The organism is Pseudomonas bharatica CSV86 (assembly GCF_000319305.2).
Classification (GTDB): domain Bacteria; phylum Pseudomonadota; class Gammaproteobacteria; order Pseudomonadales; family Pseudomonadaceae; genus Aquipseudomonas; species Aquipseudomonas bharatica.
Genome location: NZ_AMWJ02000001.1, coordinates 1,134,521 through 1,159,342, shown reverse-complemented (window position 1 = coordinate 1,159,342; position 24,822 = coordinate 1,134,521). Strand labels below are relative to the sequence as shown.

22 protein-coding genes and 4 pseudogenes are annotated in these 24,822 nt (G+C 54.3%); 14 read left to right on the top strand and 12 right to left on the bottom strand.

Annotated elements, in window-relative coordinates; all coding sequences use genetic code 11:
* The 4 genes and pseudogenes from CSV86_RS05145 to CSV86_RS05130 form a co-directional block, all read right to left on the bottom strand.
* Complete coding sequence (locus tag CSV86_RS05145) at nt 1-249, bottom strand: DUF2933 domain-containing protein (RefSeq protein ID WP_003246761.1); 249 nt, start codon at nt 247-249, stop codon at nt 1-3.
* Between the two features lie 79 nt (nt 250-328).
* Nucleotides 329-861 (bottom strand): annotated as a pseudogene (locus CSV86_RS05140) (cupredoxin domain-containing protein).
* A 147-nt stretch (nt 862-1,008) separates the two neighbouring features.
* Entirely contained in the window at nt 1,009-1,566 is a 558-nt protein-coding gene (locus tag CSV86_RS05135; RefSeq protein ID WP_004577570.1) for a cupredoxin domain-containing protein, read from the bottom strand.
* Nucleotides 1,567-1,733: 167 nt separating this feature from the next.
* Nucleotides 1,734-2,093: a co-regulatory protein PtrA N-terminal domain-containing protein gene (locus CSV86_RS05130; protein WP_009394801.1), complete on the bottom strand. Its 360-nt coding sequence runs from the start codon at nt 2,091-2,093 to the stop codon at nt 1,734-1,736.
* Nucleotides 2,094-2,300: 207 nt separating this feature from the next.
* On the opposite strand from CSV86_RS05130, the gene CSV86_RS05125 reads away from it, so the two are divergent.
* Both CSV86_RS05125 and CSV86_RS05120 read left to right on the top strand, forming a co-directional pair.
* A complete protein-coding gene (locus CSV86_RS05125) occupies nt 2,301-2,978 on the top strand; it encodes a heavy metal response regulator transcription factor (protein ID WP_004577572.1) in 678 nt (225 codons plus the stop codon).
* A 2-nt stretch (nt 2,979-2,980) separates the two neighbouring features.
* Nucleotides 2,981-4,356: pseudogene (locus tag CSV86_RS05120) on the top strand (heavy metal sensor histidine kinase).
* A gap of 36 nt (nt 4,357-4,392) precedes the next feature.
* Here the strand turns inward: CSV86_RS05120 and CSV86_RS05115 are convergent.
* A complete protein-coding gene (locus CSV86_RS05115) occupies nt 4,393-5,007 on the bottom strand; it encodes a DUF6088 family protein (RefSeq protein WP_004374692.1) in 615 nt (204 codons plus the stop codon).
* Between the two features lie 309 nt (nt 5,008-5,316).
* Between CSV86_RS05115 and CSV86_RS05110 the strand changes: the two genes are divergently transcribed.
* From CSV86_RS05110 to CSV86_RS05080, 7 genes are all read left to right on the top strand, one after another.
* Nucleotides 5,317-6,473 (top strand): IS3 family transposase gene (locus CSV86_RS05110; RefSeq protein WP_100228077.1). Its coding sequence is split into 2 segments (ribosomal slippage): nt 5,317-5,575 and nt 5,575-6,473, totalling 1,158 coding nucleotides; the frame shifts between segments, so codons are not numbered across the junction.
* Nucleotides 6,474-6,528: 55 nt separating this feature from the next.
* Nucleotides 6,529-6,933: a beta-propeller fold lactonase family protein gene (locus tag CSV86_RS05105; RefSeq protein ID WP_170394261.1), complete on the top strand. Its 405-nt coding sequence runs from the start codon at nt 6,529-6,531 to the stop codon at nt 6,931-6,933.
* On the top strand, nt 6,831-7,748 hold the full coding sequence (locus tag CSV86_RS05100) for a lactonase family protein (RefSeq protein ID WP_311985787.1): 918 nt from the start codon (nt 6,831-6,833) through the stop codon (nt 7,746-7,748). The genes CSV86_RS05105 and CSV86_RS05100 overlap by 103 nt, the downstream gene beginning before the upstream one ends.
* An 802-nt stretch (nt 7,749-8,550) precedes the next feature.
* Nucleotides 8,551-8,808 (top strand): helix-turn-helix domain-containing protein, encoded by a 258-nt coding sequence (locus CSV86_RS05095; RefSeq protein ID WP_310649543.1) that lies wholly within the window; start codon nt 8,551-8,553, stop codon nt 8,806-8,808.
* Between the two features lie 3,554 nt (nt 8,809-12,362).
* On the top strand, nt 12,363-12,782 hold the full coding sequence (locus CSV86_RS05090; protein ID WP_205346227.1) for a hypothetical protein: 420 nt from the start codon (nt 12,363-12,365) through the stop codon (nt 12,780-12,782).
* The gene (locus CSV86_RS05085; RefSeq protein ID WP_170394417.1) at nt 12,779-13,942 is read left to right on the top strand and encodes a hypothetical protein; all 1,164 of its coding nucleotides are present in this window, start codon (nt 12,779-12,781) and stop codon (nt 13,940-13,942) included. The genes CSV86_RS05090 and CSV86_RS05085 overlap by 4 nt, the downstream gene beginning before the upstream one ends.
* A complete protein-coding gene (locus CSV86_RS05080; protein WP_170394414.1) occupies nt 13,879-14,550 on the top strand; it encodes a hypothetical protein in 672 nt (223 codons plus the stop codon). The genes CSV86_RS05085 and CSV86_RS05080 overlap by 64 nt, the downstream gene beginning before the upstream one ends.
* Nucleotides 14,551-14,699: 149 nt before the next feature.
* Here CSV86_RS05080 and CSV86_RS05075 read toward each other — a convergent pair whose 3' ends face one another.
* Complete coding sequence (locus tag CSV86_RS05075) at nt 14,700-15,977, bottom strand: ISL3 family transposase (protein ID WP_000610830.1); 1,278 nt, start codon at nt 15,975-15,977, stop codon at nt 14,700-14,702.
* Nucleotides 15,978-15,989: 12 nt separating this feature from the next.
* Nucleotides 15,990-16,994, bottom strand: coding sequence for a permease (locus tag CSV86_RS05070; protein WP_040363373.1), 1,005 nt, complete (start codon nt 16,992-16,994; stop codon nt 15,990-15,992).
* 141 nt (nt 16,995-17,135) lie between these two features.
* On the opposite strand from CSV86_RS05070, the gene CSV86_RS05065 reads away from it, so the two are divergent.
* The 3 genes and pseudogenes from CSV86_RS05065 to CSV86_RS05055 all read left to right on the top strand — a co-directional run.
* Nucleotides 17,136-17,450, top strand: coding sequence for an ArsR/SmtB family transcription factor (locus CSV86_RS05065; RefSeq protein WP_000349485.1), 315 nt, complete (start codon nt 17,136-17,138; stop codon nt 17,448-17,450).
* A 327-nt stretch (nt 17,451-17,777) separates the two neighbouring features.
* Nucleotides 17,778-18,221 (top strand): hypothetical protein, encoded by a 444-nt coding sequence (locus CSV86_RS05060; RefSeq protein ID WP_156358117.1) that lies wholly within the window; start codon nt 17,778-17,780, stop codon nt 18,219-18,221.
* Between the two features lie 121 nt (nt 18,222-18,342).
* Nucleotides 18,343-19,299, top strand: a pseudogene (locus CSV86_RS05055) (metallophosphoesterase family protein); the annotation flags it as partial.
* 92 nt (nt 19,300-19,391) lie between these two features.
* Here the strand turns inward: CSV86_RS05055 and rssC are convergent.
* The 3 genes from rssC to CSV86_RS05040 all read right to left on the bottom strand — a co-directional run bounded on the left by rssC (nt 19,392) and on the right by CSV86_RS05040 (nt 22,135).
* A complete protein-coding gene (gene rssC, locus CSV86_RS05050; RefSeq protein WP_009394781.1) occupies nt 19,392-19,874 on the bottom strand; it encodes an anti-sigma factor antagonist RssC in 483 nt (160 codons plus the stop codon).
* Nucleotides 19,871-21,055, bottom strand: a complete 1,185-nt coding sequence (gene rssB / locus CSV86_RS05045) for a two-component system response regulator RssB (protein ID WP_009394779.1) — start codon at nt 21,053-21,055, stop codon at nt 19,871-19,873. Before rssB ends, rssC begins: the two co-directional genes overlap by 4 nt.
* Before the next feature lie 375 nt (nt 21,056-21,430).
* Nucleotides 21,431-22,135 carry an MlaA family lipoprotein gene (locus tag CSV86_RS05040; RefSeq protein ID WP_009394777.1) on the bottom strand — a complete coding sequence of 235 codons (705 nt, stop codon included), beginning with the start codon at nt 22,133-22,135 and terminating at the stop codon, nt 21,431-21,433.
* 175 nt (nt 22,136-22,310) lie between these two features.
* Here CSV86_RS05040 and pcrP point away from each other — a divergent pair, with 175 nt between their 5' ends.
* Nucleotides 22,311-22,901 carry an HAD superfamily inactivated hydrolase PcrP gene (gene pcrP, locus CSV86_RS05035; RefSeq protein ID WP_009394775.1) on the top strand — a complete coding sequence of 197 codons (591 nt, stop codon included), beginning with the start codon at nt 22,311-22,313 and terminating at the stop codon, nt 22,899-22,901.
* A 110-nt stretch (nt 22,902-23,011) separates the two neighbouring features.
* Nucleotides 23,012-23,275, top strand: a complete 264-nt coding sequence (locus CSV86_RS05030; RefSeq protein WP_009394774.1) for a DUF4404 family protein — start codon at nt 23,012-23,014, stop codon at nt 23,273-23,275.
* Between the two features lie 120 nt (nt 23,276-23,395).
* Here the strand turns inward: CSV86_RS05030 and queF are convergent.
* Both queF and CSV86_RS05020 read right to left on the bottom strand, forming a co-directional pair.
* A pseudogene (gene queF, locus CSV86_RS05025) lies at nt 23,396-24,225 on the bottom strand (NADPH-dependent 7-cyano-7-deazaguanine reductase QueF).
* 57 nt (nt 24,226-24,282) lie between these two features.
* Nucleotides 24,283-24,768, bottom strand: a complete 486-nt coding sequence (locus CSV86_RS05020) for a cupredoxin domain-containing protein (protein ID WP_009394772.1) — start codon at nt 24,766-24,768, stop codon at nt 24,283-24,285.
* Nucleotides 24,769-24,822 lie beyond the last annotated feature (54 nt).

Here is a 24,822-nt window from a genome sequence, read left to right as displayed (position 1 = left end):
CTATGTCCTTTCTTCGTCCTTGGAAACAGCGGTGCTGCTGGAGTGGGAGTGCCCGCCGTGATTGTGGCCAAACAGATGCATCAGCGGGCATAGCAGCAGGATGAGGTACGGCAGGGCCTGCGAAAGATGACCGTAATGCTCACGCGCTACATAGAAGATGCCGATTACGGCCAGCATGATCAGCGCAATGCCAATCTTGCTCTTCCAAAAAGGCGGCTCAGTGGTACTGGTGTGATGGGTATGGTCCACGACAATAGCCTCGTTTCAATGGCGGCCGGATCAGTATAGGTGTCTCAGACTGGACGGAGTTGGCGAGTATCAATAAACGTCAGCGTACGGTCACCTTACCGACCATTCCCGACTGATAATGTCCTGGAATATTGCAGGCGAACTCCAGTTCGGTGGCGGCGGAGAAGGTCCAGATCAACTCTTCGCTTGCTCCAGGTCCGACAAGAACACTGTTGGGGTCATCGTGTTCCATACCGACCATCTTCATGCCGCCCATGGCATGGCCCATATTGCTCATGTCATGCACACCTGTAGGGGACAGCGTGCCGTTCTGAAACATCGCGGCCATCTCTTTCTGGTGCGCGGCATGGGATGCCGCTTTGCCAAGATTGAATTCGTGTAGCAGTGCACCGTCATTTTTCAGGACGAAGCGAACTGTCTCGCCTGCTTTGATCTCCATTGCTTTGGGTTCGAAGAAGATGTCCCCATCCGGACTTCGATGGTGCGATCTACTGCCTGACCGTCTCCCGGTTGCCCAATACTGTCTTTCTTGTGGCCCGGGCTGGCCAGCGCATTGGCAGCACTGAGCAGCAAGCCAAGGGTGGTGATTATGAAAGCGGGTCTGAGTTTCATGGTGTGCCTCTGAGGTGTTGAGGAGGGATGAGTCCCGATGCTAATGAGGTGCAGCTGGCGGTACGCTGACGTGAAAACTACATCGCAGTAAGGTTCGTCAAATCGGTGCTACCCAGCTCGCGGCCAACGGGTAGCACCGGTGCCGGACTAACGCAGAGCAAACTCACCGACCATCCCCGCCTGGTAATGCCCAGGCAATGTACAGGCGAAGCTCAAACTGCCCGCCTTAGGGAAGGTCCACACGAACTCTTTGGTTGTGCCGGGCTCGACGAGAACCGCGTTCGGGTCGTCATGCTTGGCTTTGATGACTTTCGGATAGCCTGGAGGGTTGGAGTCTCCCGTGCCATAACGCTCATGCCAGACAATGCGCTCGGCCATGCCGGTCGGGGTCAGTGTGCCGTCCTTGAACAAGGACGCCATCTTGCGCTGGTGCTCCAGCTGGGACGCTGCCTGCCCGATGTTGAACTCGTGCATCAACGCGCCCTCGTTCTTCAGAACGAAGCGCACGGTTTCACCTGGCTTCACATCGATCGTTTTCTGGCTGTAGTTGATGTCGTCCATCTTTACCAAGATGGTACGAGTCGCTGGCGTCGCCTGGGCCTGCTGCCCAATGCCATTGCTACTGCCGCCGGCCTCGGCAAATGCCGGAAAAGTGGTGCTGATGAACAGAGTGCTGATCAGCAGCTTAAGGGGTATGCGTTTCATGGTGAGACCTCGCGATGGATGCTGGAAATCTCATGCTATTCCCCGCTTGCTGCCAGGCCGCTGACCCCAAAACTACAATTGCGTCAGCTGGGAAAAAGCACGGCGCCATAAAGGCGCCGCTAGGCCAAAGGAGCAATCACGAAAGGCCTGGAAGATGGGGGAAATCTTTACTGATGGCATTCCTTGTCGGCCATCATCAGCTTGTGCTCTCGAATCATTTGACCCAGCACGTCGTCTACCAGCTTGTCATGCTTTTCCATCCAGGCTAGATGCTCTTCGGCTGACATGTCTGGCGCGGGATGTTCGTTGTGCAGCTGGCTCATGATGTCTTCGAGCATGTTCATATGCTCCTTCATGTGCACATGCCGCTCGCCGACCGGGGCCTTCTCCGCCTGGATCAGCACGGCTTCTGCTTTGTCGCGCATCTGCTGGATGCGCTCGAATACACGGTCGCTGCCCCCTTCGGCCCAAGCCATAGAAGACAGCAGTAGCGAACCAACCAGAAGCAAAGGTTTCAGCGATTTCATAGGGCAGTCTCCATCAGTGCAAACTATGGCCGGCACCTCTGCTTTTGGTCTGTCGAGGGCCGAGAGCACAACCTAATGCTCATGCTTGCACCCTAGACAAGCCACCCTGTCAGAGACCTGAAGTCAGAATTACATTTTCGTAAGCTTCTGGTTGGGGCCGCGGTTTGCCTGCAAACTCAGGCCACCCGATTTTTGGAGTCTGCTCGCATGAAACTACTGGTAGCTGAAGATGAACCCAAAACCGGTGCATACCTGCAGCAAGGCCTGAGTGAAGCGGGCTTCAATGTCGATCGGGTTATGACCGGTACAGATGCTCTACAGCACGCGCTGAGTGAGTCCTATGACCTCCTGATCCTGGATGTGATGATGCCTGGGCTGGACGGGTGGGAAGTGCTGCGCATGGTGCGCGCCGCAGGAAAAGACGTTCCCGTATTGTTCTTGACGGCACGCGATGGTGTGGAGGACCGCGTTAAAGGGTTGGAGCTAGGTGCGGACGACTACCTAATCAAGCCATTTGCTTTTTCAGAACTTCTGGCCAGGGTCAGAACGCTGCTGCGTAGAGGCAATGGCTCACCCACGCAAACAACGATGAAAATTGCCGATCTGGAAGTCGATCTGATGAAGCGGCGTGCGATCCGTGGCGGGAAAAGAATTGACCTGACCGCGAAGGAGTTTTCACTGCTGGAACTGCTACTGCGCCGGCGCGGCGAGGTGCTCCCGAAGTCGCTGATTGCCTCTCAGGTTTGGGACATGAATTTCGACAGCGACACCAATGTCATTGAGGTTGCGGTACGCCGGCTACGCGCAAAAATCGATGACGATTTCGATCTCAAGCTGATTCATACCGCCCGCGGCATGGGATACATGATGGATGCGCCGGAGTGAATATGAAGCACCTTTCGCTGACAGCACGCATGAGCCTGATGTTCATGTCCGCGGTAATTGCAGTCCTGACGGTAGCAGGGCTGAGTTTCAATATGCTCAGCCAGCACCACTTCAAGATGCTGGATCGGCAGGCCCTGGTGGAGAAACTCGAATCCGCCAAACATATCCTCAACAATGCTCGCGGTGAAGCGAGCCTTTCGGAAGAATTACCGCAGTTGCGAGCCTTGCTGGGAGCCCATCAGGATCTGGCGGCCACTATCCTGGCCAGTGACGGTTCTGTACTGTTCTCCGACCCCAGAGCAGTCGAAGTACCAGAGCGTTTCAGACGTGAAAATGAGCAGAGCATGTGGGAGTGGCAGAACGGCCAACACATGTACCGCGGCATGACGGCGCAAATCTCGGTAGCCGATCAGGCTGAGCCGCTCACAGCTTTGCTGATTCTTGACGTCACCAATCACACACACTTTTTCGACACGCTGCAACGATGGTTCTGGATTGGATTGGTCATCAGTGCCCTATTCAGTGCCGCGCTCGGCTGGGTGGTTGCTCGCAGCGGCCTTAGGCCTCTGCGGCAAGTCACTCATGTGGCCTCCGGGATGTCCGCTCGCTCGTTACAGGAACGAATCCCTCTCGAACCAGTGCCGCGGGAACTTCAGCAACTGGTTCTATCCTTCAATGCGATGTTGGCTCGGCTAGAGGATGCCTTCGTTAGGCTCTCCAATTTTTCGGCCGACATTGCCCACGAGCTACGCACGCCCGTTAGCAACCTGATGACCCACACCGAGGTCGTGCTGAGCAAGAAACGCGATATCAATGCCTATGAAGAGAATCTCTACTCCAACCTGGAGGACTTGAAGCGCATGTCTCGGATGATTGATGACATGCTTTTCTTGGCCAAGGCTGATAATGGCCTGATCATCCCCGAGCAGGCCAGGATCGAACTGGCTGACGTAGTCTTCAAGCTGTTTGACTACTACCACCTTCTGGCCGAAGAACATGGCATTGAACTATCGCTCACAGGCACAGGCCAAGTGCTGGGAGATCGGCTGATGCTTGATCGTGCACTTTCCAACTTGCTGTCCAATGCACTGCGCTACACGCCGGTGGGACATACAATTTCGGTTTTGATCCGCGAGACAGCGGACTCCACAACCTTCAGCATCGAGAACCCAGGGGACACAATTAGCTCAGAGCATTTAGAGAAGCTCTTCGACCGCTTTTACCGGGTCGACCCCGCTCGGCGGAGGGAAGCCCGAGCAACGCCGGGCTCGGACTTGCCATCACCCGATCCATCATTGAGGCTCACAAAGGCCGCATCTGGTGCACCTCAGCCGCCGGCCTCACGGGCTTTCACATCGAATTGCCCCATTCCAGATGATGCCGATCTGGCGGTAAGTAGGCTACAGCTAAACCGCTAGCCCAACTTGACAGGGTGGGTGCAACTCGACTGAGCGCAGATTGCATTCGCCATCCAGATAGGTAACGAGCGGTGAGCTGACACCAGATCACCCCATTCGCTCTCGGGTAGTAGTTTATGAAGTTTGAAAACGGCATACCCCACGCTTGCCTCGCCAATCCAATCCAATGCTCGAATGGCTTCCCCCGCTCCAGTAGCGCCTAGAGCCATCAACCATCGAGGCGCATACCGAATCGACACGGTGGTCTTGCCTACCTGAAGCTCCCTAGAGCGTCCGTCGGTTAGAAAGACATAGCGAACTGGAACCTGTGTGCTCAGCCCTAATTTATTCGCGGCACGAGCCCCGTGGTCGACCAGCACTTCACCCAGCGCATTAGCCAGCGAGTGGACAACCTTCTCCGGTGCCGGCGGGCGCACGCCGAACCGAGTTTCGACTGCGGCAACATAAATGCCCCGAGCAACGCGAAACAGCTTTCCACCTTCGACCAGGCGAGAGAGTCCTCGCTGCACAGCATGGCGAGAACCATGATGCAGGAATCTGCTAGGTGTCAGAACCTCACCTTCTGGAAGCTGTTGAATGATGTCCAGGATTTTCTCGGGAAGAGCCTTCATTGTCCTGTCAAACCTCGTGAGTGGCCCTGCCAAGAGCCACCAGAGGTGGCGACCATCTCATGCGGGACACATCATCGAACAATAGACCTGGTGCTTGGCTCCGTCCTGTGAGTACAGGCAATCTCTGTGCGAGTAGGTCTGGCCTGATGCCGTTTGGAAGTCGTAGCCCAAGACTCGTTCGTCCCGGTCATAGACCCTTATCAGCTCGGTCAGCTTCTCCATCGTCCAGTCATTGGATCCATTCAGCCTTGATCTTGCCCAGTCCCAGTGGACACCCCCGTTAAGCGATAAACTGCAACGAGGTGAATCATGGCAAGACAAGCAACCCCAATGAAACAGACCCGCACCCGCCATTCCCAAGCCTACAAGGACGAAGCGCTGGCTTTGGCCGAGCGCATTGGCGTCAGCAAGGCTGCCGAACAGCTCGGCCTGCATGCTTCCCAGCTCTACGGCTGGCGGAGCAAGAAACACCAGACTCAGGCCGGCAGCGAGCGCGAGCAGTCGCTGGCCGACGAGAATGCCCGACTCAAGCGGCTGTTGGCCGAGCACGCCGAGGAGCTGGCCATCGTAAAAAAGGCCGCCGCGTACTTTGCCAAGAGCCTCAAGTGAAGTACGCCTTCATGAGGACTCATACCGCGCATTTCTCGATCCAGGCCATGTGTCGCGTGTTGGGCGTTGCCCGCAGCGGTTACTACGCTTGGTGCTCTCGCAGGCCGTCAATGCGCCAGCGGCGAAGAGCCGAACTGGATCGGCAGGTCGCTCAGGCATACAGCGCACGCAAGGGCCGCAGCGGGGCTCCACGGCTGTGCCACGACCTGCGGGAAGCCGGCCTACCCTGCAATCGCAAGACGGTAGCCGCCTCGATGCAACGGCAAGGACTGCGTGCCAAGGCCGCCAAGAAGTTCAAGGCCACGACCAATTCTCAGCACTCCCTGCCAGTGGCAGAGAACTTGCTCAAGCAGGATTTCAAGGCATCTGCGCCAAATCAGAAATGGGTGGGTGACATCACCTACCTGTATACGGAGGAAGGCTGGCTGTATCTGGCAGTGGTCATCGATCTGTATTCACGGATGGTGATCGGCTGGGCCATGAACGAACGCATGACGGCCGACTTGGTTTGCGATGCCTTGCACATGGCGCTGTGGCGACGCAGGCAGCCTAATGACGTGATCGTGCATAGCGACCGCGGCAGCCAGTACTGCTCAGCGGCTTACCAGGAGCTGATCCGCGCCCATCACTTGCGATGCAGCATGAGCGCCAAAGGCAACTGCTACGACAATGCCTGTGCAGAGAGCTTCTTCCACAGCCTGAAGGTCGAGTGCATCCACGGCGAGCGCTTCACGAGCCGCGCCCAGATGCGTGAAACCGTGTTTGAATACGTCGAAACCGATTACAACCGCCAGCGGCGACACAGCACGCTGGGGCACATCAGCCCAGAGGCCTTCGAGGCGAGGATGTGTGCTTAAACCCGTGGAATCGGTCGAGTACTCATCACAACAAAAACAACGATGAGATTTTGCTATGCGCCCATCACCGTTCTTACCCGCCATTACTCGACGCACGCTGCTCTCTTCTACTTCCATCGTCGCTGCGGCAACCATTCTGGGCCTCGGCGCGGGAGCGGCAGATGCCAAATCAGGACCTGAGAAGAACTCCATGCAGCCTGCCATCTCGAACAAAACCCAAATTGTCTATGTGGGCTCCAGAACCACTCGCGAGCGAAACGCCCGCGGCGCAGGCATCACGGTTTATCGACATGACCCGCAGACAGGTCGCTCCGAATTGGTTCAAACCGTCGGCGATCTGACCAATCCATCCTTCCTGTGCCTCGACCAAACCAGAGCCTGCTGTTCTGCGTGCATGGCGACCAGTCCACTGTCAGCTCATTCCAAATTGAGCCAGCCAGCGGAACGCTCACCAAGGTGAGTTCGGTTGGTTGCGAAGGGAACAACCCCGTCCACCTTACCGTGGACAAAAGCAACACATTCCTCGCTGTGGCCAACTATGCCACCGGCAGCATTGTCATTCTGCCGTTCGATAAGACCGGCCACCTGCAACCCGTCATCAGCAAATACGACCTTCCGGGCAACCCTGGCCCGCACAAGATCGAGCAGGCGAGCTCCCACCCCCACATGATCCCACGCGATCCATCAGGTCGCTTCCTGGTGGTACCGGATAAAGGGCTGGACAAGGTCTTCGTGTTCGATCTGAAGCAGGACGGCATCGCGCTGAAGCCTGAACTGGCCCATGAAATCAAAGCACGCGAAGGTGCCGGCCCTCGGCATGTGGTGTTTTCTCCGACCGGTTCTTTTGCCTACGTGGTGAACGAGCTGGATAGCACGATCACTAGCTACCGCTACAACCAGAAGGACGGCTCCCTGGTTCCATTCCAGATGGTTCCAGCACTGCCTCAGGAGTTCGTTGGCGATAGCCGTGCAGCAGCATTGGTCATGGCACCGAATGGAGAACATTTGTTCTCTTCCAACCGGGGGCATGACAGCGTGACCATTTATTCGATGGATCAGCCTACCGGCAAGATCAACCCGATCGGCAACGTACCTAGCCAAGGCAAGAAGCCACGCTTCATGACGGCATCTCCTAACGGGCGGTTCCTGTTCGTCGCTAACGAAGACAGCGACAACATCAAGACCTTCTCCATTACCCCGAAAGGCGAACTGGCTTTGCTGGAGCATCAGATCGAGACCGGCAGCCCGGTCTGCATGATTTTCCGCACCGCTTGAACCTCTTTTTTCCTGATCTTGGCGTGCTGGGAGTCACGCCTACCCTGTCCGAAACCCTATTAGCTTGGTGGCCAGTGGAGCTGAGTTAGAGGACAGTGCCGCTGAATAACCCATTTCGCCGGAAAGCTGCTCCGAGATCGTCAAGTTTAATGCCTGCTAGCATGGCAATCCGCGTTCTACGCCAAGGAAAGCGAGTGGCCGCCATGCTCGCGAAAGCTAATCACATACCAATTATTGTGTTTTTTTGAGATGTACTGCGGCATCAAATAGCACTTGCAGCAAGGTAGCGCCTTCCAAGACCCGGGGGCCGCCGGATGTGTAGAGCCGTCCGCTGGTCACTTCAAAGCACTCGCAGACACTGGCTAAGGCCGGCGACTCAAGAAGAGTGATTCTGCGAAGAGGCTCCATCTGCCACCGATCAGTCCCATTCATGCGGGCTGGAGTAACGATTTGGACCTGCTGAATACACCAATTTGGGGTTTCGCAATCAACCATGGCAGCGATGTCCTTCGCGCATGGGAGCATCAGCATCGAGAGGTCTGTGTCGGTCGATCCGGGTCGTAGCACCTGGACGTAGAACCACGGACACATCAGTTCCTGCTCAACGTAGCGCCAGATCTGAGTTCCGCTATAGCGAGGATCCCCATGCATGAGAACTCAACCTCGGCGCTTCGATAGGTAGTAAACATTGGTCACCCCCAGAAAATGAACACTATAGATTGTAGCCCTATAGGGCGCAAAAAAGGCTTGATCGTTCCTTTTGTGGGTATGCAAATTGGAACTGAATACGGCATTTGGATTGGTGCTACGGGAGATACGGAAGCACAGACACCTCACACAGGAGGATTTCTCAAACGTGAGCAGTCGAACCTACCTCAGCACACTGGAGCGGGGTCTTAAGGCCCCTACGATCGAGAAAGTCGCGCAGCTTGCAGGAGTGCTTAACGTCCATCCCGCCACACTCCTGCTTGCAACCTTCATCCATCAGGAGGAACGGATTGATACGCCCGACCTTATCCAGAGAATTCAGGATGAGCTCATGGAATTGGGCATTCGTTAACACAAGTGAAGGTGACTTGGGGCGCTGGCAGAACTCCCTTGCAAAAGGTGACCAATCGATATGCAGCTACCTAACGCCCATTGAAAATCAACAAAAACTATCAATCAATATATTTTAATATTTTCAGCCTATTTGCCATTTCAGGGTAAAAATGGCTAGTCTCAAGTTGAAAAGCACGTAAGGCGGCTCCCACTAGAGGACATAGACGACCTTACTTTCCAGATACTTTATGGAGAGTAGGTATGTCTGTGTCATTCCATTTTTCACGTCAACTCCAGCCCCGGCAGTTCCCAATCCTATACGGAAAAGGAATTTCAACTGCATCTGCAAAAAAACGATCAAAAAACAAGGGCAGTTTAAAACACTTGCAGCCATGTTGATCGCCCCAGAATTTATCCAGCCTCACACTTACCAAAAAAGCGCTCCATTTAGCAAAAAACTTAAAACGACCTCATAAACTTGCCTACCCTTTCACGCAAGATAGTTTGCAATCACAAACCTTAATTTTACAACCCACTCACACCTCAATTACTTCTCCTCACGCCATACTTTTGACAGCATGAAATCAAGGCAAAGAAAATGACTGATAGTAATCATAATAAGTTTGGCAAAAAAACTCACTATAACTCCAATGCTCGACGCGTACTCATTCGCGAATTTCGATTTCAACATATCAATTTTCACACCCCCTCTTCACTTACAAACTCTGGCAGCGGACTGAATTATACATTTACACCAAATAGCGCCAACTATTTTCCAAATTTCCAGTCCTCATCCAAAGTGACGGAACCCTTGGGAGATTAGCATTCTTTACCTGACGGCAAAAATTAAGGAATGCGGCACTTACGAACACCGGACCATACGAGGATTAGCAGACCACTTGCTTGACTACCTCCGCTTTCTCGAAGATTTAGGGCTCAATTACCTATACCTCCAGAAAATGACCGCCTGAAAGTTACATTCCGCTACAGAGAAGAACTTATTGAACAGATTTCTTCAGGCAAGATTGAGACCAGCACTGCGAAAGTCCGAATCAATGCGATTGCAAACTTCTATCGCGAGATAATAAAGTGGCGACTGTTAGATAGCACGCAACTCAAAAACTTCCTTTCGAGGAAACAGTAAAATACATTCACATAGTGTCAAAGAACGGTAGAGACAGTACCGTCATCAAAACCTCGCATAACTTAAGCATAAGAAAACCAAAAAAACAGAGGGACCCTGAATGTATCAGCGATGGTGGAGATCTGCGCCCACTTACATTCTCAGAGCAAGAAACAATGCTGGTAGCTTTGAGAAAATCATCGCGAGAATATCAACTCATGTTCTACCTTGCATTATTCACAGGCGCTCGCATCCAAACGGTATGCACCTTACGACTAACCCATCTGAAAGGGAGTCTCGACCAAGATGGAAACTTAAGGCTTCCCATCGGAGATGGCACTCTCGCAGATACAAAGCTTGGCAAGCATATGACTTTACTTGTACCTGGGTGGCTGGTTCAAGACATGAAGATTTACTCTCTTAGCCAAGAAGCAAAAAAACGAAGATCAAGATCTTTTTACGGCGACAATGATAACAATTACATATTTCTAAGTAAAAACGGCATCCCTTACTACACGGCAAAAGCGAGCTAATCGACAGATCAAACCAAGAGCACCAAACAACCCCCACAAAAGCAACCAAGCTCCAAAATACTTCCATTCAAGATGGGGCAGCACTACGGCAGCATATCCACAGCATATTGCTTCCTAGGATACGCGTTAAAAAACCCTTCGTTCAAAGATTTACTTTCCACGACCTGCGGGCTTCGTTCGGCATGAACTTGTTGAAAAGTCAACTGAAACACTCGGGCAGTGGAAATGTAACTGCTGCACTGGAATATACACAGCAACGAATGGGTCACTCCAACAAAGAAACCACTTTGCAATACTTGAACTACAAATCCCGACTAGAATGGAGAAGTAGCATTCAAAACGAATTCGAGGTGAGCCTATTCAGACATGTAAACACACCGCAAAATAATTGATCACATGAATAACAAACTTACACAACGACCAGCAATATTCATCAATGTAAAAGAGTCTGAAGTCGAAGCTATCAATCCGCACCTAGTGGTATTGATTAGCAGTAGTCCAGGAGCAAATAGCTATCTGGATATTGGTTCCTTCTGCTATACCGGAGAAGTGAAATACCACCTCCACCCAGAACTGCATGCCCAGTAGACCCCAGCTCACTGGACCACTCCAGAATACCGTTCACAAAAGCGCTTATTGCATACATAAAAGGCCTCAAAACCAGGTCCACTGCGCATAGCGTGTATGTCGGTGTCAAAGCCTTCATAGGCTGGATCGACTCCCAACCAGACAACTATCCGTTTAATGACACTGCATGCATGATAAAGGCGTATAGGGAATATACGACCTATCTGTACCATCGCATTAATACCTCATCCATTAATGGCAACCGATCAAATTGGGAACTGGAAACCTTCAAGCACAAGCACGACTAGCGGTGACACTTGCTACGGACCTCAGCGAACCAGAGATAAAGACATCAGCCACATTCATCAAAAAGAACCGTAAAGAATCAAACCAAATCAATCTTAAGCTTCAAGTGAGGACTCCCAGGCCAAAACATTTGCTGCACTGATCAATTTCATTGAAGAGGCTCATAGAATTCTCGTAGGGGGCGAAAACTCCCACTACAATTTAAATCTCCAACCGACACCCCCTACTACATGTATTCTTTAGTAGGCACTACAAGATCCACAAAAAAAGCGCCATTCAGTCCAGCATCATTATTAGTATGTTCGCCTGAGTTCCCCAGCTGGAAAGAAACTCAACGTCATTTTAATTTAAGCGGAGACAGCAATAGTCTGCGCATCGAAAGATCAATCTACGACAAGGCACATCAGCGCTACGAGTATAACAATGAGAATCTTCGCTCAGATCTTAGACGGAGAATCGGTAATCACGCGATCGTTGCGGGAATGATGGCATTCATGGCTGCAACAGGCTGCAACTTAAGCGTGGCTAAAAACCTCGAATCAGACACCCTAAAAATTGTACCCAGCACTCAGGGCAACGTTATTCAGGCACCAAAGGTAGAGCGTTCGGAAAGCCAGTATTCCCGGAATTTGGAGCACAATTCTCCCCAATCTTCAGAAAGCACTTAGAGATAAGAGAATGGGTTCTCAATGGAAAAGAAAGTGACCTAGTGTTTCCAGTTGCTTCTTATGAATTAGAACCCACTATCGTTTGCAGCGGAAGTATACAAGTATTCAAAACCCTATTCACAAAGGCGTTACCAAAAACAACTTGGGTCCCCTCACCCTACTGGCGAAAGAACGTGGGCTACCAATATTTGAAGCTTAGCGGTGGCGACTTAGCGCTGACAGCGGAGAAGCTGAGCAACAACGAATCGACAGTAAAGAGCAACTATGGCCGACCGTCACTTGACGACTTTGCAGCAGAGATGACACTTTTTTGGAGTCCGTACACCAAGCAGCCATAGAACGAACACGATTCTCAGACAAGATCTCCGTAAAATTATTGAGGAAAAAGACCCGAGCAGTTATAGGAGTGGGGTCATGTGAGAAGGCCCCTGACTCGATACCAGAACGCGCCCCAGGTTTTACTCTTCTTTCTCCCGCCCCTACATGCCGCGATCCTGAAAACTGTCTTTTTTGTGCATACTACGCCCTGCACGCAGATGAAGAAGACATCCGTCGCTTGTTATCTCTGCACTATCTACTCAAATCATCGAAAGTCGATAACTCGCTCGAGCATTGGGAAAACAAATTTGGTCCTACACTTCACCGCATAGACGAAATTATTACTGCGATCGAAGACGCTGGAAAAGCCTCAGGCGAACTGATTGATACAATTCGACAAGAGATAAAACAAGGTGCACTTGATTCATTTTGGGCCATTCATTTTGATGCACTAGTTATAGCAGGAGTAATTTTATGAGTTTCATTTCCACTATAGACCTACGTCATCATCTGGATGAGCAAGCACGAAGCCTTCTGTCAAACAATGAGAACGAGGCCGCAGCACGCTCAGAATTCGTCATATCAAAGGCTGCAGACGGATCTGTAGTCTCTCGGTATAAAGACGACGTATGGAACATGAAAATGTACGACCCAGCAGCAGTAACCATTTTTTCGTTCTCAAATTGGCACCATGAAGACGAAAGCGAACTGAGCTTACTAATATCGGATGAAATGAAGCAAATACAACTTGCCCGCCTACATCTATTTCCTAAATTGCGCAAACCAAGATCACTCGTAATGACACCGCTTTATAGGATAGCGAAGCTCGCCTTTAAAAACGCCCTTTCGATTAAAGAGTTATTCAACGCAACCAACTGCAATCGACTATTAATACCTAGCTACTCCGCACTAAGCCAGCACCCCATGCGAGACCTCTTGTTTCTAATCAAAGAACTTTTCAGCATCAGCCTATTGCAACCAAGCTTTCAATTAACTTTAACCGAACATAACACAATCGAGCTAATGCAAAATATTTACGACAGATTCCCCAAAGCCCAAAGAGACAAACCTCAACAAACAAAATTGATTCCATCCCGACTCTACGCCGAGTTCATAATGGCATTAAGCACGGAACTAGATGAATTTAATAAATACGGCGCATTGATATGCTCATTTTTTGAAAAGAGAAATACAAATCACTTATTCGCAGTAGGCACCTATAGAGCAGCCTGCAACAAAGAAAGTATTTCTTGGCCTGACGCAGTCAAAAAGATCGGACTATCTTCATTGTTTTATAAGCATTCGATCACGGACTGGAATCGACTCATGCACTATGTAAACGAAGCACAAACTGCAGCTCAATATTGGATACACTTATTCTCAGGAATGCGCGCCAACGAGGTACGGCACCTGCCTGCTGACACATACAAAAAAATAATCAGTAGCGGTGTTGAGGTAAGCATATTAGATGGCTACACCTCCAAATACTCAGGAAATAATCATACTAGAACATTCTGGGTTACGGCACCAATTGTGGAGAAGGCCATCGCCGCAGCTCACCATGCTGGAACTGTTTGCGCCTTGCGCATAACTATTCAAATACGGATCTTAGCCAATACCCTCTTTTCCCTAATCTGATTCAGAAGAAGCCCGAGGCGGGTTATCAGGCCTTTTCGGCCGCCCCCGTCGTCTGCCCCTCTCATAAAAGTAGAATTAGCCGAATTATAGATCGATGGCCCGCTTTAAAGGTCCAGGAAGCCGATATCTGTGAGCTTGAGAGATTTGATGGTTTCAGGGACTGGCGTAACGATCCTGATGTTAAAATTAGCCAGTTCTGGCCCTTTGCAACCCATCAGTGCAGACGTTCTCTTGCAGTGTACTGTGCGCGCTCGCGCCTCGTTTCCCTTGGCACAATGGCTCTTCAATTTAAGCAGCTTACAGACGCAATGGCTTCATACTATCGGAGAGGCAGCGCTTTTGCAGTGAATTTTGTCAAAAGCGATGATGCTAACGGATGGATAGATGAGTTAGAGCATGAACGTCGAGTCGCACAATATTTTGATTACGAATCAGATGTCATTAACTCGACAAACATACTATGGGGCGGCGAAGGCAACAGAATTCAAAATGCTCGCGACAAAGGAAAACCTCTCATCATTACAACTGATCGAGCCGAGACAAGACGGAAATTTGAAAAAGGCGAGATGGTTTACAAAAACGGTCCAATCGGGGATGCACAAATTTAGAGCCCTGTGAAAAAATATCATTCACAAGCGTTACCGCTTGCGTATTCTGCGAAAAATCCATCTTAGACGACGACAAAAGCCTAAAAAAAATGGGTATACGGATTTAATGGTTGATGGGGCACCTTTACCCCACCAACCTGATACCATTATCAGATGGTTGATAGATCGACTCCGTAGTTGAGTTCCTCTGCGAAGTCCGGCAGTCCGTAACCGATGGTTTTCTTGTAGAAAGGAGAGACCTTCGCAGTCGGTGCCTTCTTCTTGTGCTTCGTGGTGTAGAGCATTCGTGCCCGCATCACCTCGAAGGAGTAACCGCGCCCTTCACGGTTCTTGTCCTTGGCCAGTCGGTTGATGGACTCCGTGTAAGCGTTGGTGACGGGCATGTCCGTCTCGAAGTAGGTCATGGTCTCTTCGCGCCAGTTTCCCACTGCCCTGACCAGATCGCTCCAGACTTCCTTTTGGCCCTTCGGGATGGTGGCTATCCACTCGTCCAGGGCGGCTTCTGCCTGGAGCCGTGTGGTGGCGTCCCAGATGCCGTAGAAGCGCTCCTTGTGCTCGTAGGCGGCCAGCAGTTGCGGGAACGCGCCTGTCCAGGTCTCCATGATGAGGCGCTCCCGGTCTGAGACTTCGTGAGCGCGTTTCAGCAGGATTTTCCGGTCTCCCTTGAGAGTCCGGCTCTGGGACGGTTTCAGCTCCTTTCTGAGGCCCTTGCGCACTCTCTCTAGGGCATCGTTGGCCATGCGCACCACATGGAACTTATCGACCACGATACGGGCCTGGGGCAGCACAGCCTTGACCGCTGCCCGGTAGGGGTTCCACATGTCCATGCTGACGATCTCGACCTTCTGCCGGTCTTTCAGCTTCATCAGGTAGTTGGTCACCACGTCCTGGCGGCGGGTGGCCAGCAGGTCGAGCAGGGTTCGCTCCTCAATGTTGGTCAGAATGCAGCGGTAGCGCTTGTTCAGGTATAGCTCGTCAATGCCCAGGATGCGGGGCGTCTCGAAGCGGTGCCAGCGCCCCAGGAACTCGGCGCGGGCGTTGAAGATGTCGCGCACCGTCTTCTCGTCCAGGCCGGTCTGTGCCGCCACAAAGGTGTAGGGGTGGTTGAAGGATTCCTTCTCCACGTACTCATGCAGCCGCAGTGTCATACGGAATCCGTCCACCATCTCCGGTAGCTGGGGCCTGAATGTTGTCTTGCAGGCCCGGCAGGTGTATCGGCGGCGGACCACCCAGAGAGTGACCCGCTTGCCGTGGATGGGCAGATCACGATAGGGAACGTCACGCTTGCCGAACCGCACGAACTCACCCTGCACGCCGCACCCCTCGCAGGCTACTGGTGTAGGTGCTTCAAGCCGAAAATGTATGTCTTCATTCTGCTCATCAGAATCCACCAACTGGTACCCAGGAAGGCTTAACGAATTAATCATCTCCCGCCTTGATCAGAAAAACAGGTAGGTGGCGTAACCGGCAATCATCGCCATAGCAAAAATGACTGCTAAAAACGCCGCTAAAAGCTTCAGCGTGAACAAAGAGCGCAACAGAATGAGCTCAGTCAGGCTGGCTCCGGCACTGCCGATGATCAACGCTAGCACCGTCCCGGCACCCACGCCTTTGGCCATCAGAGCCGCTGCCAGAGGTATGACGGCTTCAGCGCGAATATACAACGGCACGCCGATGACAGCGGCAACTGGAATGGCAAAGGGATTATCTGGGCCTGCATACTGCTCCAATAAGTCAGTGGGCATGAAACCATAGATCACGCTGCCAATCGCAATACCGATGAGCAGGTAAGGCAACACATCGATAAAGTCCGACCAAGCTTCCCGCCACACACCACTGTACTTCCCTTCTTTCTTAACCGTGACAGTGGGTTGACTGTCACAGCATTCGCTAGACGTAGAGACTGTTGTCTTCCTATCAGCCCCGCAAGAAGCCGTCTTCGGAGTGGTGTCGCAGCTGTTGGTGCCGCAACTCGATGCGGTCGATGTAGCACTGCACGGGCTTGCTGATGAACTACATCCACTGCTCTCTTGTGTCGCCGTCCGGCGCACATAACGCTCGAAGCCAAGCGTGTGAAGCAGCCATCCGGCACCTACCGCGACCACCAAAGCGGCGAGCACATAGATAGCAGTAAGTGTCCATCCAAACGTGGCAACCAGCAGGCCGACGACGATAGGATTCAGCAACGGAGATGAGAAAAGAAACACCATCATCGGCCCAAAACCGGCCCGTGCCCGAATCAACCCTTTCAACATGGGGATAGTCGAGCAACTACAGAAGGGCGTTATAGCTCCTAAACCAGCAGCAAGAAAATAGCCTCGCTTCCCACTGGAAGTCAGTAACGCTTCCACCTTGGATGGTGGGATGTGACGTTGAAGAACTCCGACCAGCAAGCTAATGCCAATGAATAAAACCGATAGCTCGATAGCGAGAAAGGCGAACATGCCTAGAGCGTCTTGGAGTTGAGATGACATTCAATATTACTCCTATATTTCTAGTATTGTCGAAATGATGTACGCAGCCTACTTGCGTTTATCCGACCTGTCAACTATAATTCTAGAAACATCGAATTATTGGGGCGTGCTATGGATCACGAAAAGGTTGCAGCCAGCTTAGCTGAGCTAGGGAATAGTCACCGACTGTCCGTGTTCCGCTTTCTGGTCAAAGCTGGCCATGATGGGGCTTCGGTCGGAGATATCCAGAAGGGGCTGGGTATTCCTGCTTCGACGCTATCACATCACCTTGCGCGCATGGCCAAGGTAGGGCTGATCCGGCAGGAGAAACATAGCCGCACGATTGTCTGTATACCCGAGTATGGGCACCTAGAGAATTTGATCGGTTTCTTACAAGAGGAATGTTGTGCAGGTGTCCGGATTGCGCATGAACCAGAACCGCTTTGACGCTTGCCCAGCTCTCGCTGTCCTCCCTAGTCAGCATCGCTATGAAGACTCAGGCGAAGGTGGAAACAGAAAATTGGCAGTAGAGTAGGCTGAAGAGGATCAATCAGATAATCCGCTGAGAAAGATTTTCTTCTTTACATCTTTGGCATTTTATCAACCAGAAATTCCGGATACCCAAAAAAATTAAACACTCCATAAACAAACTAAGGCGAGAGCAGGCACTTTTCACCTCAGACTCCCCACATAAACTTCAACTCGATATAGAGATTGATACGATCTGTAAAGAGCTTAAGAAAAGAGGATTACTTGAGAAAATGGAGAATAAGAATGAGCGCGACTGATAATTATCGATCAGCCTTACAGCGATTGATCACCAATACGCCAATCAACATACAACCCCCGTACACAATCAATAAAGACACAGTCGCTATTGAAGCGGGACGCAAGCGCGGATCCATAAAGAAAAGCCGCCAAGAATTCAAGGAACTCATAAACGACATACAGGCGGCGGCTAAAGCAAGAGCTACAGCTTTTGACTCGGTCGTTCAACCAACGCCCCACAGAGCGAACACTGCAAGACAGGTTCACCACAGAGAACTTCAAACAATAAAATCGGAACTTGAGTTGGCACTTCAGAAAGTCGTCTCACTGGTGGAGGAGAACCATAGGCTTAAACTAGAGGTTGAAAATCTTACAAAAGAGAAATCTATAGTGAATTCATTTCCACTTAATCTTACTTCGAGCACGAAGGGAAATGGTCTCAAGGACTGATGTAGACATAATCAACAGAAAGTCCGTATTTTACTTCGTCCATATGGACATGCAGGAAATCTATGAAACCCAGCACGCGCTTGGCTTCCGTCATGTCCACACGACGGTCACTCAAGATTATGATGGCCACGATGTCACCGATGACTGGAACCTCTCGGCCCAATGGGAGGAAACCGCCTACGGCCACCCCTTCTCCCGCCGGATCATCGGCAATGCCCTGCTCGCCTACCTGCTGTGCCAGGGCTGGGGCAACAACCCGGATGCCTTTGCCGACCTGCTGGACGAGTGCCGTGGGCTGTTCGCCAGCGCCGGAGCTGATGGTCACCTGGACAGCCCGGCGCAGGACGAACTGATCAACGATCTGCTGCGCTTCAGCGCATGGCATTTCGTGCTGCCGACCAGCCCGACCCTGCTGGTGCTGGACACCCGCACCCGGCGCTGGCGCAGCGAAAGCAACCTGCAGAAGCCCTCGGGCCTGCTCGACTGGGAAGCGCTGAGCGAACTGCAACAGGCCCTGCTCGACCATCCCTCGGCGATCATCGTCTCGCCGGCGCCGATCTTCGGAGTGAAGCTGATCGAGACGGTGCAGAAGGTATTCAGCTGGTGCGGCTACCCGCTGCTGGTGGACGCGGAAAACTGGATGGCACACCGCGGTGCGGCGCAGGTCATCCTGAATATCTTCCGTCACTCACGGACACCGGGACATTACGTGATCCTGTCAGGGGACGTGCATTACTCGTTCGTCTACGAGGTGCTGATTCGCCATCGCCAGCGCAGTCCGCACCTGTGGCAGATCACCAGCAGCGGCATCAAGAACCGCTTTCCGGCGCGCTTGCTGGAAGTGTTCGACCGCTTGAATCGCTGGCTGTATTCACCGCGCTCGCCGCTGAACTGGTTTACCCGGCGGCGCTCGATGGAGGTGGTGCCGCGGGTGCCGAGCCATAGCGAGGCCGGGGAGCGGCTGTGGAACAGCGCGGGGCTGGGGCAGGTGTTCTTCAATGAGGCGGGGCAGCCGGAGCGGATCTATCAGTTGAATGCGGATGGCGCGGAGGCTACCGAGTTTTTGCGGCGAGACTGAGGGCCTCATCGCTGGCAAGCCAGCTCCCACAGGTCCAGCGGTGTATGCGGTCACCGTGGGAGCTGGCTTGCCAGCGATGAGGCCCTGGAGAGCTAGCTGCGCTCCAGCGCACTCACCAGGTCATGGAAGGCCTCCCGGTTGGAGTCATTCAATCCCATGAGGATCTTGTGCGCCTCCAGCACCTTGGAGCGCACCACTTCTTCGTCCTGGTCTTGGGACGGCAGGTCGGTCAGGCATTCCGGGCAGGGAATCGGGCGATCGACGATGTTGAACACCTGATCGAAGCCCATCGATTGCAATAGGCGGGTGATGTCGGCATGGGTGGTGACCACGGTCGGCAGCAGGCCGACCTTCTGCCGCGACAGGATCGACAGCTTGGCCAGCAGGCCGAGCGTGGTGCTGTCGATGCTCTGGGTTTCCGTCAGATCGATGACGATCGCCGAGAAATTCAGCGCGGTGAAGATCTTCTCAATAGTTGCATCCAGCGCCGAACACAGGGTCAGGCGCACTTCACCGACAAATTTCAGAACAAAGGTGCCGTTCTGTTCGGCGAACTGGATTCTACCGGTACTCATTGAAGGTTCCTGCTCAACACCAATAGGGCGATATCATCCGGCATCTCCCCAAGCGTAGCCAATTCGAATCGTCGGCGCAGGCCATCCAGGCTGCCGCCCGCGTCCCTGATGATCTCAGGCAGGGCCGCTTCTTTATCTTTGAGTGTCTCGCCGGGCAAAAGGTCAAGAATGCCGTCGGAAAGCAAGGTCAGGCTGAACTTCTCCGGCAGCTCCAGCACATGGTCCTGGTAGCTCGCCTCGTCGAACAGACCGACCGGCAGGCCACGCCCTTCGAGATAGCGGCCCTGCCCCGGCGTGAACAGCACCGGCAGCGGCAGATGGCCACCGATGGCGTATGTCAACAGGCCGGAGTCTTCGTCGATGACACCGCCGACCATGGTCACGTGCTTGCCCAGCTTGCAGTTGATCAGGCCGCGGTTGATGTGGCTGAGCACTTCCGACGGCTTGAAGTCACGCAGCGAACCGGCACGCTTGAATTCGAACAGCAGCCGGGTGGTCATGAACTTCAGCAATACGGTAACGAACGCCGAAGACGCACCATGTCCGGAAACGTCCGCCAGGTAGAAGGCGATACGCCGCTCGTCGACGCGGAAGTAGTCAGTGAAATCGCCGGACAGGTACAACGACGGAATGATCTGGTGCTCGAAGGAGAACCCGCCACACTGCCACGGGTTTTCCGGGAGCATGTTCATCTGCACCTGGCGTCCGGCGGTCTGGTCCTCCTGCAGCAGGTGCAGGCTGGCTTCCAGTTCGCGATTGGCAGCTTCGAGCTTGTCCCGGTAGCGCTGGTTTTCCAGCACCAGGCGCGCGCGGTCGAGGGCACGGCGCACCGAGTGCTCCAGCACGGCGAGGTCTTCCAGGGGCTTGATCAGGTAGTCGGCAGCACCGAGACGCAGGGCTTCGACGGCATCGTTCATCACCCCGGCACCGGAAACCACGATCACCGGCAGGTCGGGCGCGCGCTCGGTGACCTGGCGGATCAGCTCGAGACCGCCCATTTGCGGCATGCGCAAATCGCAGATCACAAGGTCGGGCCGATCCTGTTCGAACACTTCGAGACCCTGCTGGCCATTGCTCGCCTGCAGGACACTGAAACCGCTGTCTTCCAGATAGGCGGCGAGACTCTCGCGCACCACGTCGTCGTCATCGATTATCAGCAGCGTTGCACTGGTTTTCTGCATGTGGGCAAACGGCGCCAGAAATAGGTTGGCGTAGGTGGCTCGACAGGCTGGAGCTCACGTACTGGATTCTCTTCTAGCCTCTCTGCCTTTACGGGTTGCGGTCGGAACGCCTGACCGGCAACAGGCAGAGGTGCCCTGTAAGGCGCAGACGGTACTCCCATCCGTCAGGCGTTTCAAGCGTACAGCAGTGCGCTTGCGACGGGGCATGGCGGGCAAATCACCGGTAGTTATAAAAAACCGTTTTGTGGCAACCCAATGGAAGGATGACGGCATGCAATTGGCTCATCCGAACGATTCGGGGCCGCTTGGCGGCCCCGAATTACTGGCTGGAACGCATCAACCCGCAGCCCGCGTTTTTTTGCATTTCGCAACAAATCAGAAATCGTCTTCGACCTGACCATCCTTGACCTTGAACTCGCGGTTCTGCAGGTAGGCGTTGCGAATGAAGATGTATTTGTCGCCCTGGATCATCTTCTCGGCCTGCAGCAGGCTGGCCCGGGTATCCACCACATCCACCGCGCGGATGGTGTTGCGGGTCGGGACGTGGTCGATGTACTGGTAGGGCTCGGTGTAGGTGTCCGGGTACTTGGCCAGGGCATCGCGCACCGTGCTCGGGCCGAGCAGCGGCAGCATCACGTAGGGTCCGCTACCGATGCCCCAGTAGCCGAGGGTCTGGCCGAAGTCTTCGTCGTTGCGCTGCAGGCCCATCTTGGTGCCGACATCGAAGAAGCCACCGAGACCGAAGGTGGTGTTGACGATCAGCCGCGCGGTATCCACGCCCGCCGCATGGGGCTTGAGCTGGAGGATGTTGTTGGCCAGGTTGGTCACGTCGCCCAGGTTCAGGAAGATGTTGTGGATGCCATCCTCGAGGAATTGCGGGGTGATGTAGCGGTAGCCCTGGGCAAGAGGTTTCAGCGCATAGGTATCGACCGTGTCGTTGAAGCGGAAGATGGGCCGGTTGACGCTTTCCCAAGGGTCCTCCTCGGTAGCCGCCTGGGCCGCCAGTGGCGCCAGCAGCGCGGTCGCGCAGACACTGGCCCGGAACAAACGATCGAGCACTCCCGTACCGATCCCACGCATAGCAATTCTCCTGGATGAAGGTCGAACGGAGCCCCCAGGACTCCGCGCCAAAGTAGACAAGTATAAAGCCTGGCGAAGGCCGCGTCGCAAATAGTTGACGCCACCGGCTTGACCGACCCGTCACCAAATCGTCATCCGCAGTCGGTAAGGTCCCGGCTATTTCAGGGATGTTGCCATGCCTCATGCTCCCGCCTTCACTGCGCTACTGTTCGGACTACGTGGCTGCCTGGTCGATTTCGGCGGGACCGGCCTGGACGCGGCCGGGACGGTTGCGGCCCGGCCCACGCCCGGCGCGCTCGACGTACTTGCCTGGCTGCATCGTCACCAGGTGCCCTGCGCCTGGCTCGATGATGTCGCCGCCGAGCACGGCAAGCACCTCAGCCATGCCCTGCCCGGCTGGTTGCACGCGGTCCACCATGGCGATGCCAGGCCATGGCCGGCGCCGGATGCGTGCTGGAAAGCGCTGATGCAGATCGACGTCGCCCGGCTCGACGGCTGCGTGCTGGTCAGTGGTGATCCGCGCCTGCTCCAGGCCGGCCTCAATGCCGGCCTGTGGACCATCGGCCTGGCCGCCTGCGGGCCGCTGTGCGGCCTGTCGCAGGAACAATGGCAGGCGCTGGACGACAAGCAGCGCGAGCGCAAGCGCGGCCAGGCCACCCTGCAATTGTTCGGGCTTGGCGTCCACTCGGTGATCGACCATCTGCAGGAACTGGCGGACTGCCTGGCGGATATCGGCCAGCGCCGGATCAAGGGCGAGAAGCCCTGATCCGGATCATGCAAAGCGGGGCGGCGTGGATTAATCTGTCAAACGTCGCATGGACCTTTCGCCAGCGCCGAAGGTCCATGGCTGTGCCTATTGATAGAAGGGAAATCGCCATGTCCAACAGCGATCTGCAACACCAGCTCGACACCCTGCGCCAGCAACTGGAGCAGGATCCGCCGCTCTCGGAAGAAGAGCGCCTCCACCTGCATGAACTGATGCAGCAGATCGATGCCCAGATCAAGCTCGAGGCCGCGACCCAGGACAACAACCTGGTGGACGGTGTGAACCTGGCGGTGGAGCGCTTCGAGGTGGATCACCCGGGGCTGACGGCGACCCTGCGCAATATCGTGCAAAGCTTGCAGAGCATGGGAATCTAATCCAAAGAGCCCCGCGGCCCCTGTGGGAGCTGGCTTGCCAGCGATTGCAATGGTGAGCCCACCACCGCTATCGCTGGCAAGCCAGCTCCCACAGGGGCCGCGGGGCTCTTCAGATAATGGTTACTGCCGCACCAACCGCCGGTTATCCACCTCGACCGGCCCCATGCTCCGGTACGGATTGATATCCAGCCCGCCGCGCCGCACATAGCGCGCATACACAGTCAGGTGCTCGGGATCGAGCAGGCGCTTGAGGTCCAGCCAGATCCGCTCCACGCATTGCTCATGGAAATCCGCATGCTGGCGGAAGCTGACCAGATAGCCCAGCAGACTCGCCGCATCCAGCTCCGGCCCACGATAGTCCACCACCACGCTGCCCCAGTCCGGCTGGCCGGTGACCGGGCAGTTGGATTTCAGCAGGTGGCTGTGCAGAACCTGTTCGACCGGCTTGTCCCGGTTGCAACGCAGCAGTTCCGGCTGCGGCTGCTCATAGTTGCTGATGCTGACATCGAGGTCGTCGATGCACTGCCCGGCAGGCTCGTTACACCCTCCCCAAAAACTTCACCCAGGCTGCGGATGCGCACGCCCACAGGCTTGCCGGCGGCGGCACTGAGGTCTTTCACCAGGCACGCCTGCAACGCCTCGGTGGAGTCGAATGGCGTCTGGTTCAACGAATTGAGATACAACTTGAACGACTTGGACTCGATGATGTTCGGCGAGTCGGCAGGAATGGCGAACTCGCCGATGGCCACCACCGGCTTGCCCGAAGGCAGCAGCCAGGACAGCTCGAAGCAGTTCCAGAAGTCGACGCCCTGCCACGGCAGGTTGTCGCCGCTGACGCCCAGCTCCGCCCACTTCGCCAGGCGCGGGATGGGAAACAGCAGGGACGGGGTGTAGGTGGAGACGTATTCGCTGGATTTACCCAGCGGGGAGTGTTCTGCAGCGGGGTGCATGGCTCAAACCTGAAGGACGAAATTGCCGTAGTTTATCGGGTTTGAGCCATGGATGGCTCACCGGGCGATATTCAGCGTGCCGACCATCCCCGCCTGATAGTGGCCAGGCACGTTGCAAGCGAACTCGATGGGCGCGGAATTGCTGAACGTCCAGGTCAGTTCCCCACGTTGTCCGGGCTGGACCAGAACCGTGTTGGGGTCGTCGTGCTGCACGCCGTGGTTCATATCGCCGTGGCCCATTTTCGAGTGATCCATCTGCGCCATGGCGAGCATTTCCTTCTGGTGCGCCGCATGCATCGCCGTATCGCCGAGGTTGAACTCATGAGCCACCTGCCCTTTGTTGATCACTATGAAACGCACGGTTTCGCCGGCCTTGACCTCCAGGGTACGCGGCTCGAAGTACATGTCTCCCAGGGTTACCTCGACGGTCCGGGTCGCCTTGGCCGCCGGGGCTGGCTGGCCGAAGGCGAACCCCTGGCCCGGTGCAGCCAGGGCCGGCAGGCTGAGCAAGGTAAACAGGACGGTGGTCAGTACGCGTTTCATCGGGGTACCTCGTTGCAATCGGTTCAGGGTGCCATGGTGCAAAAACCGCGCTGG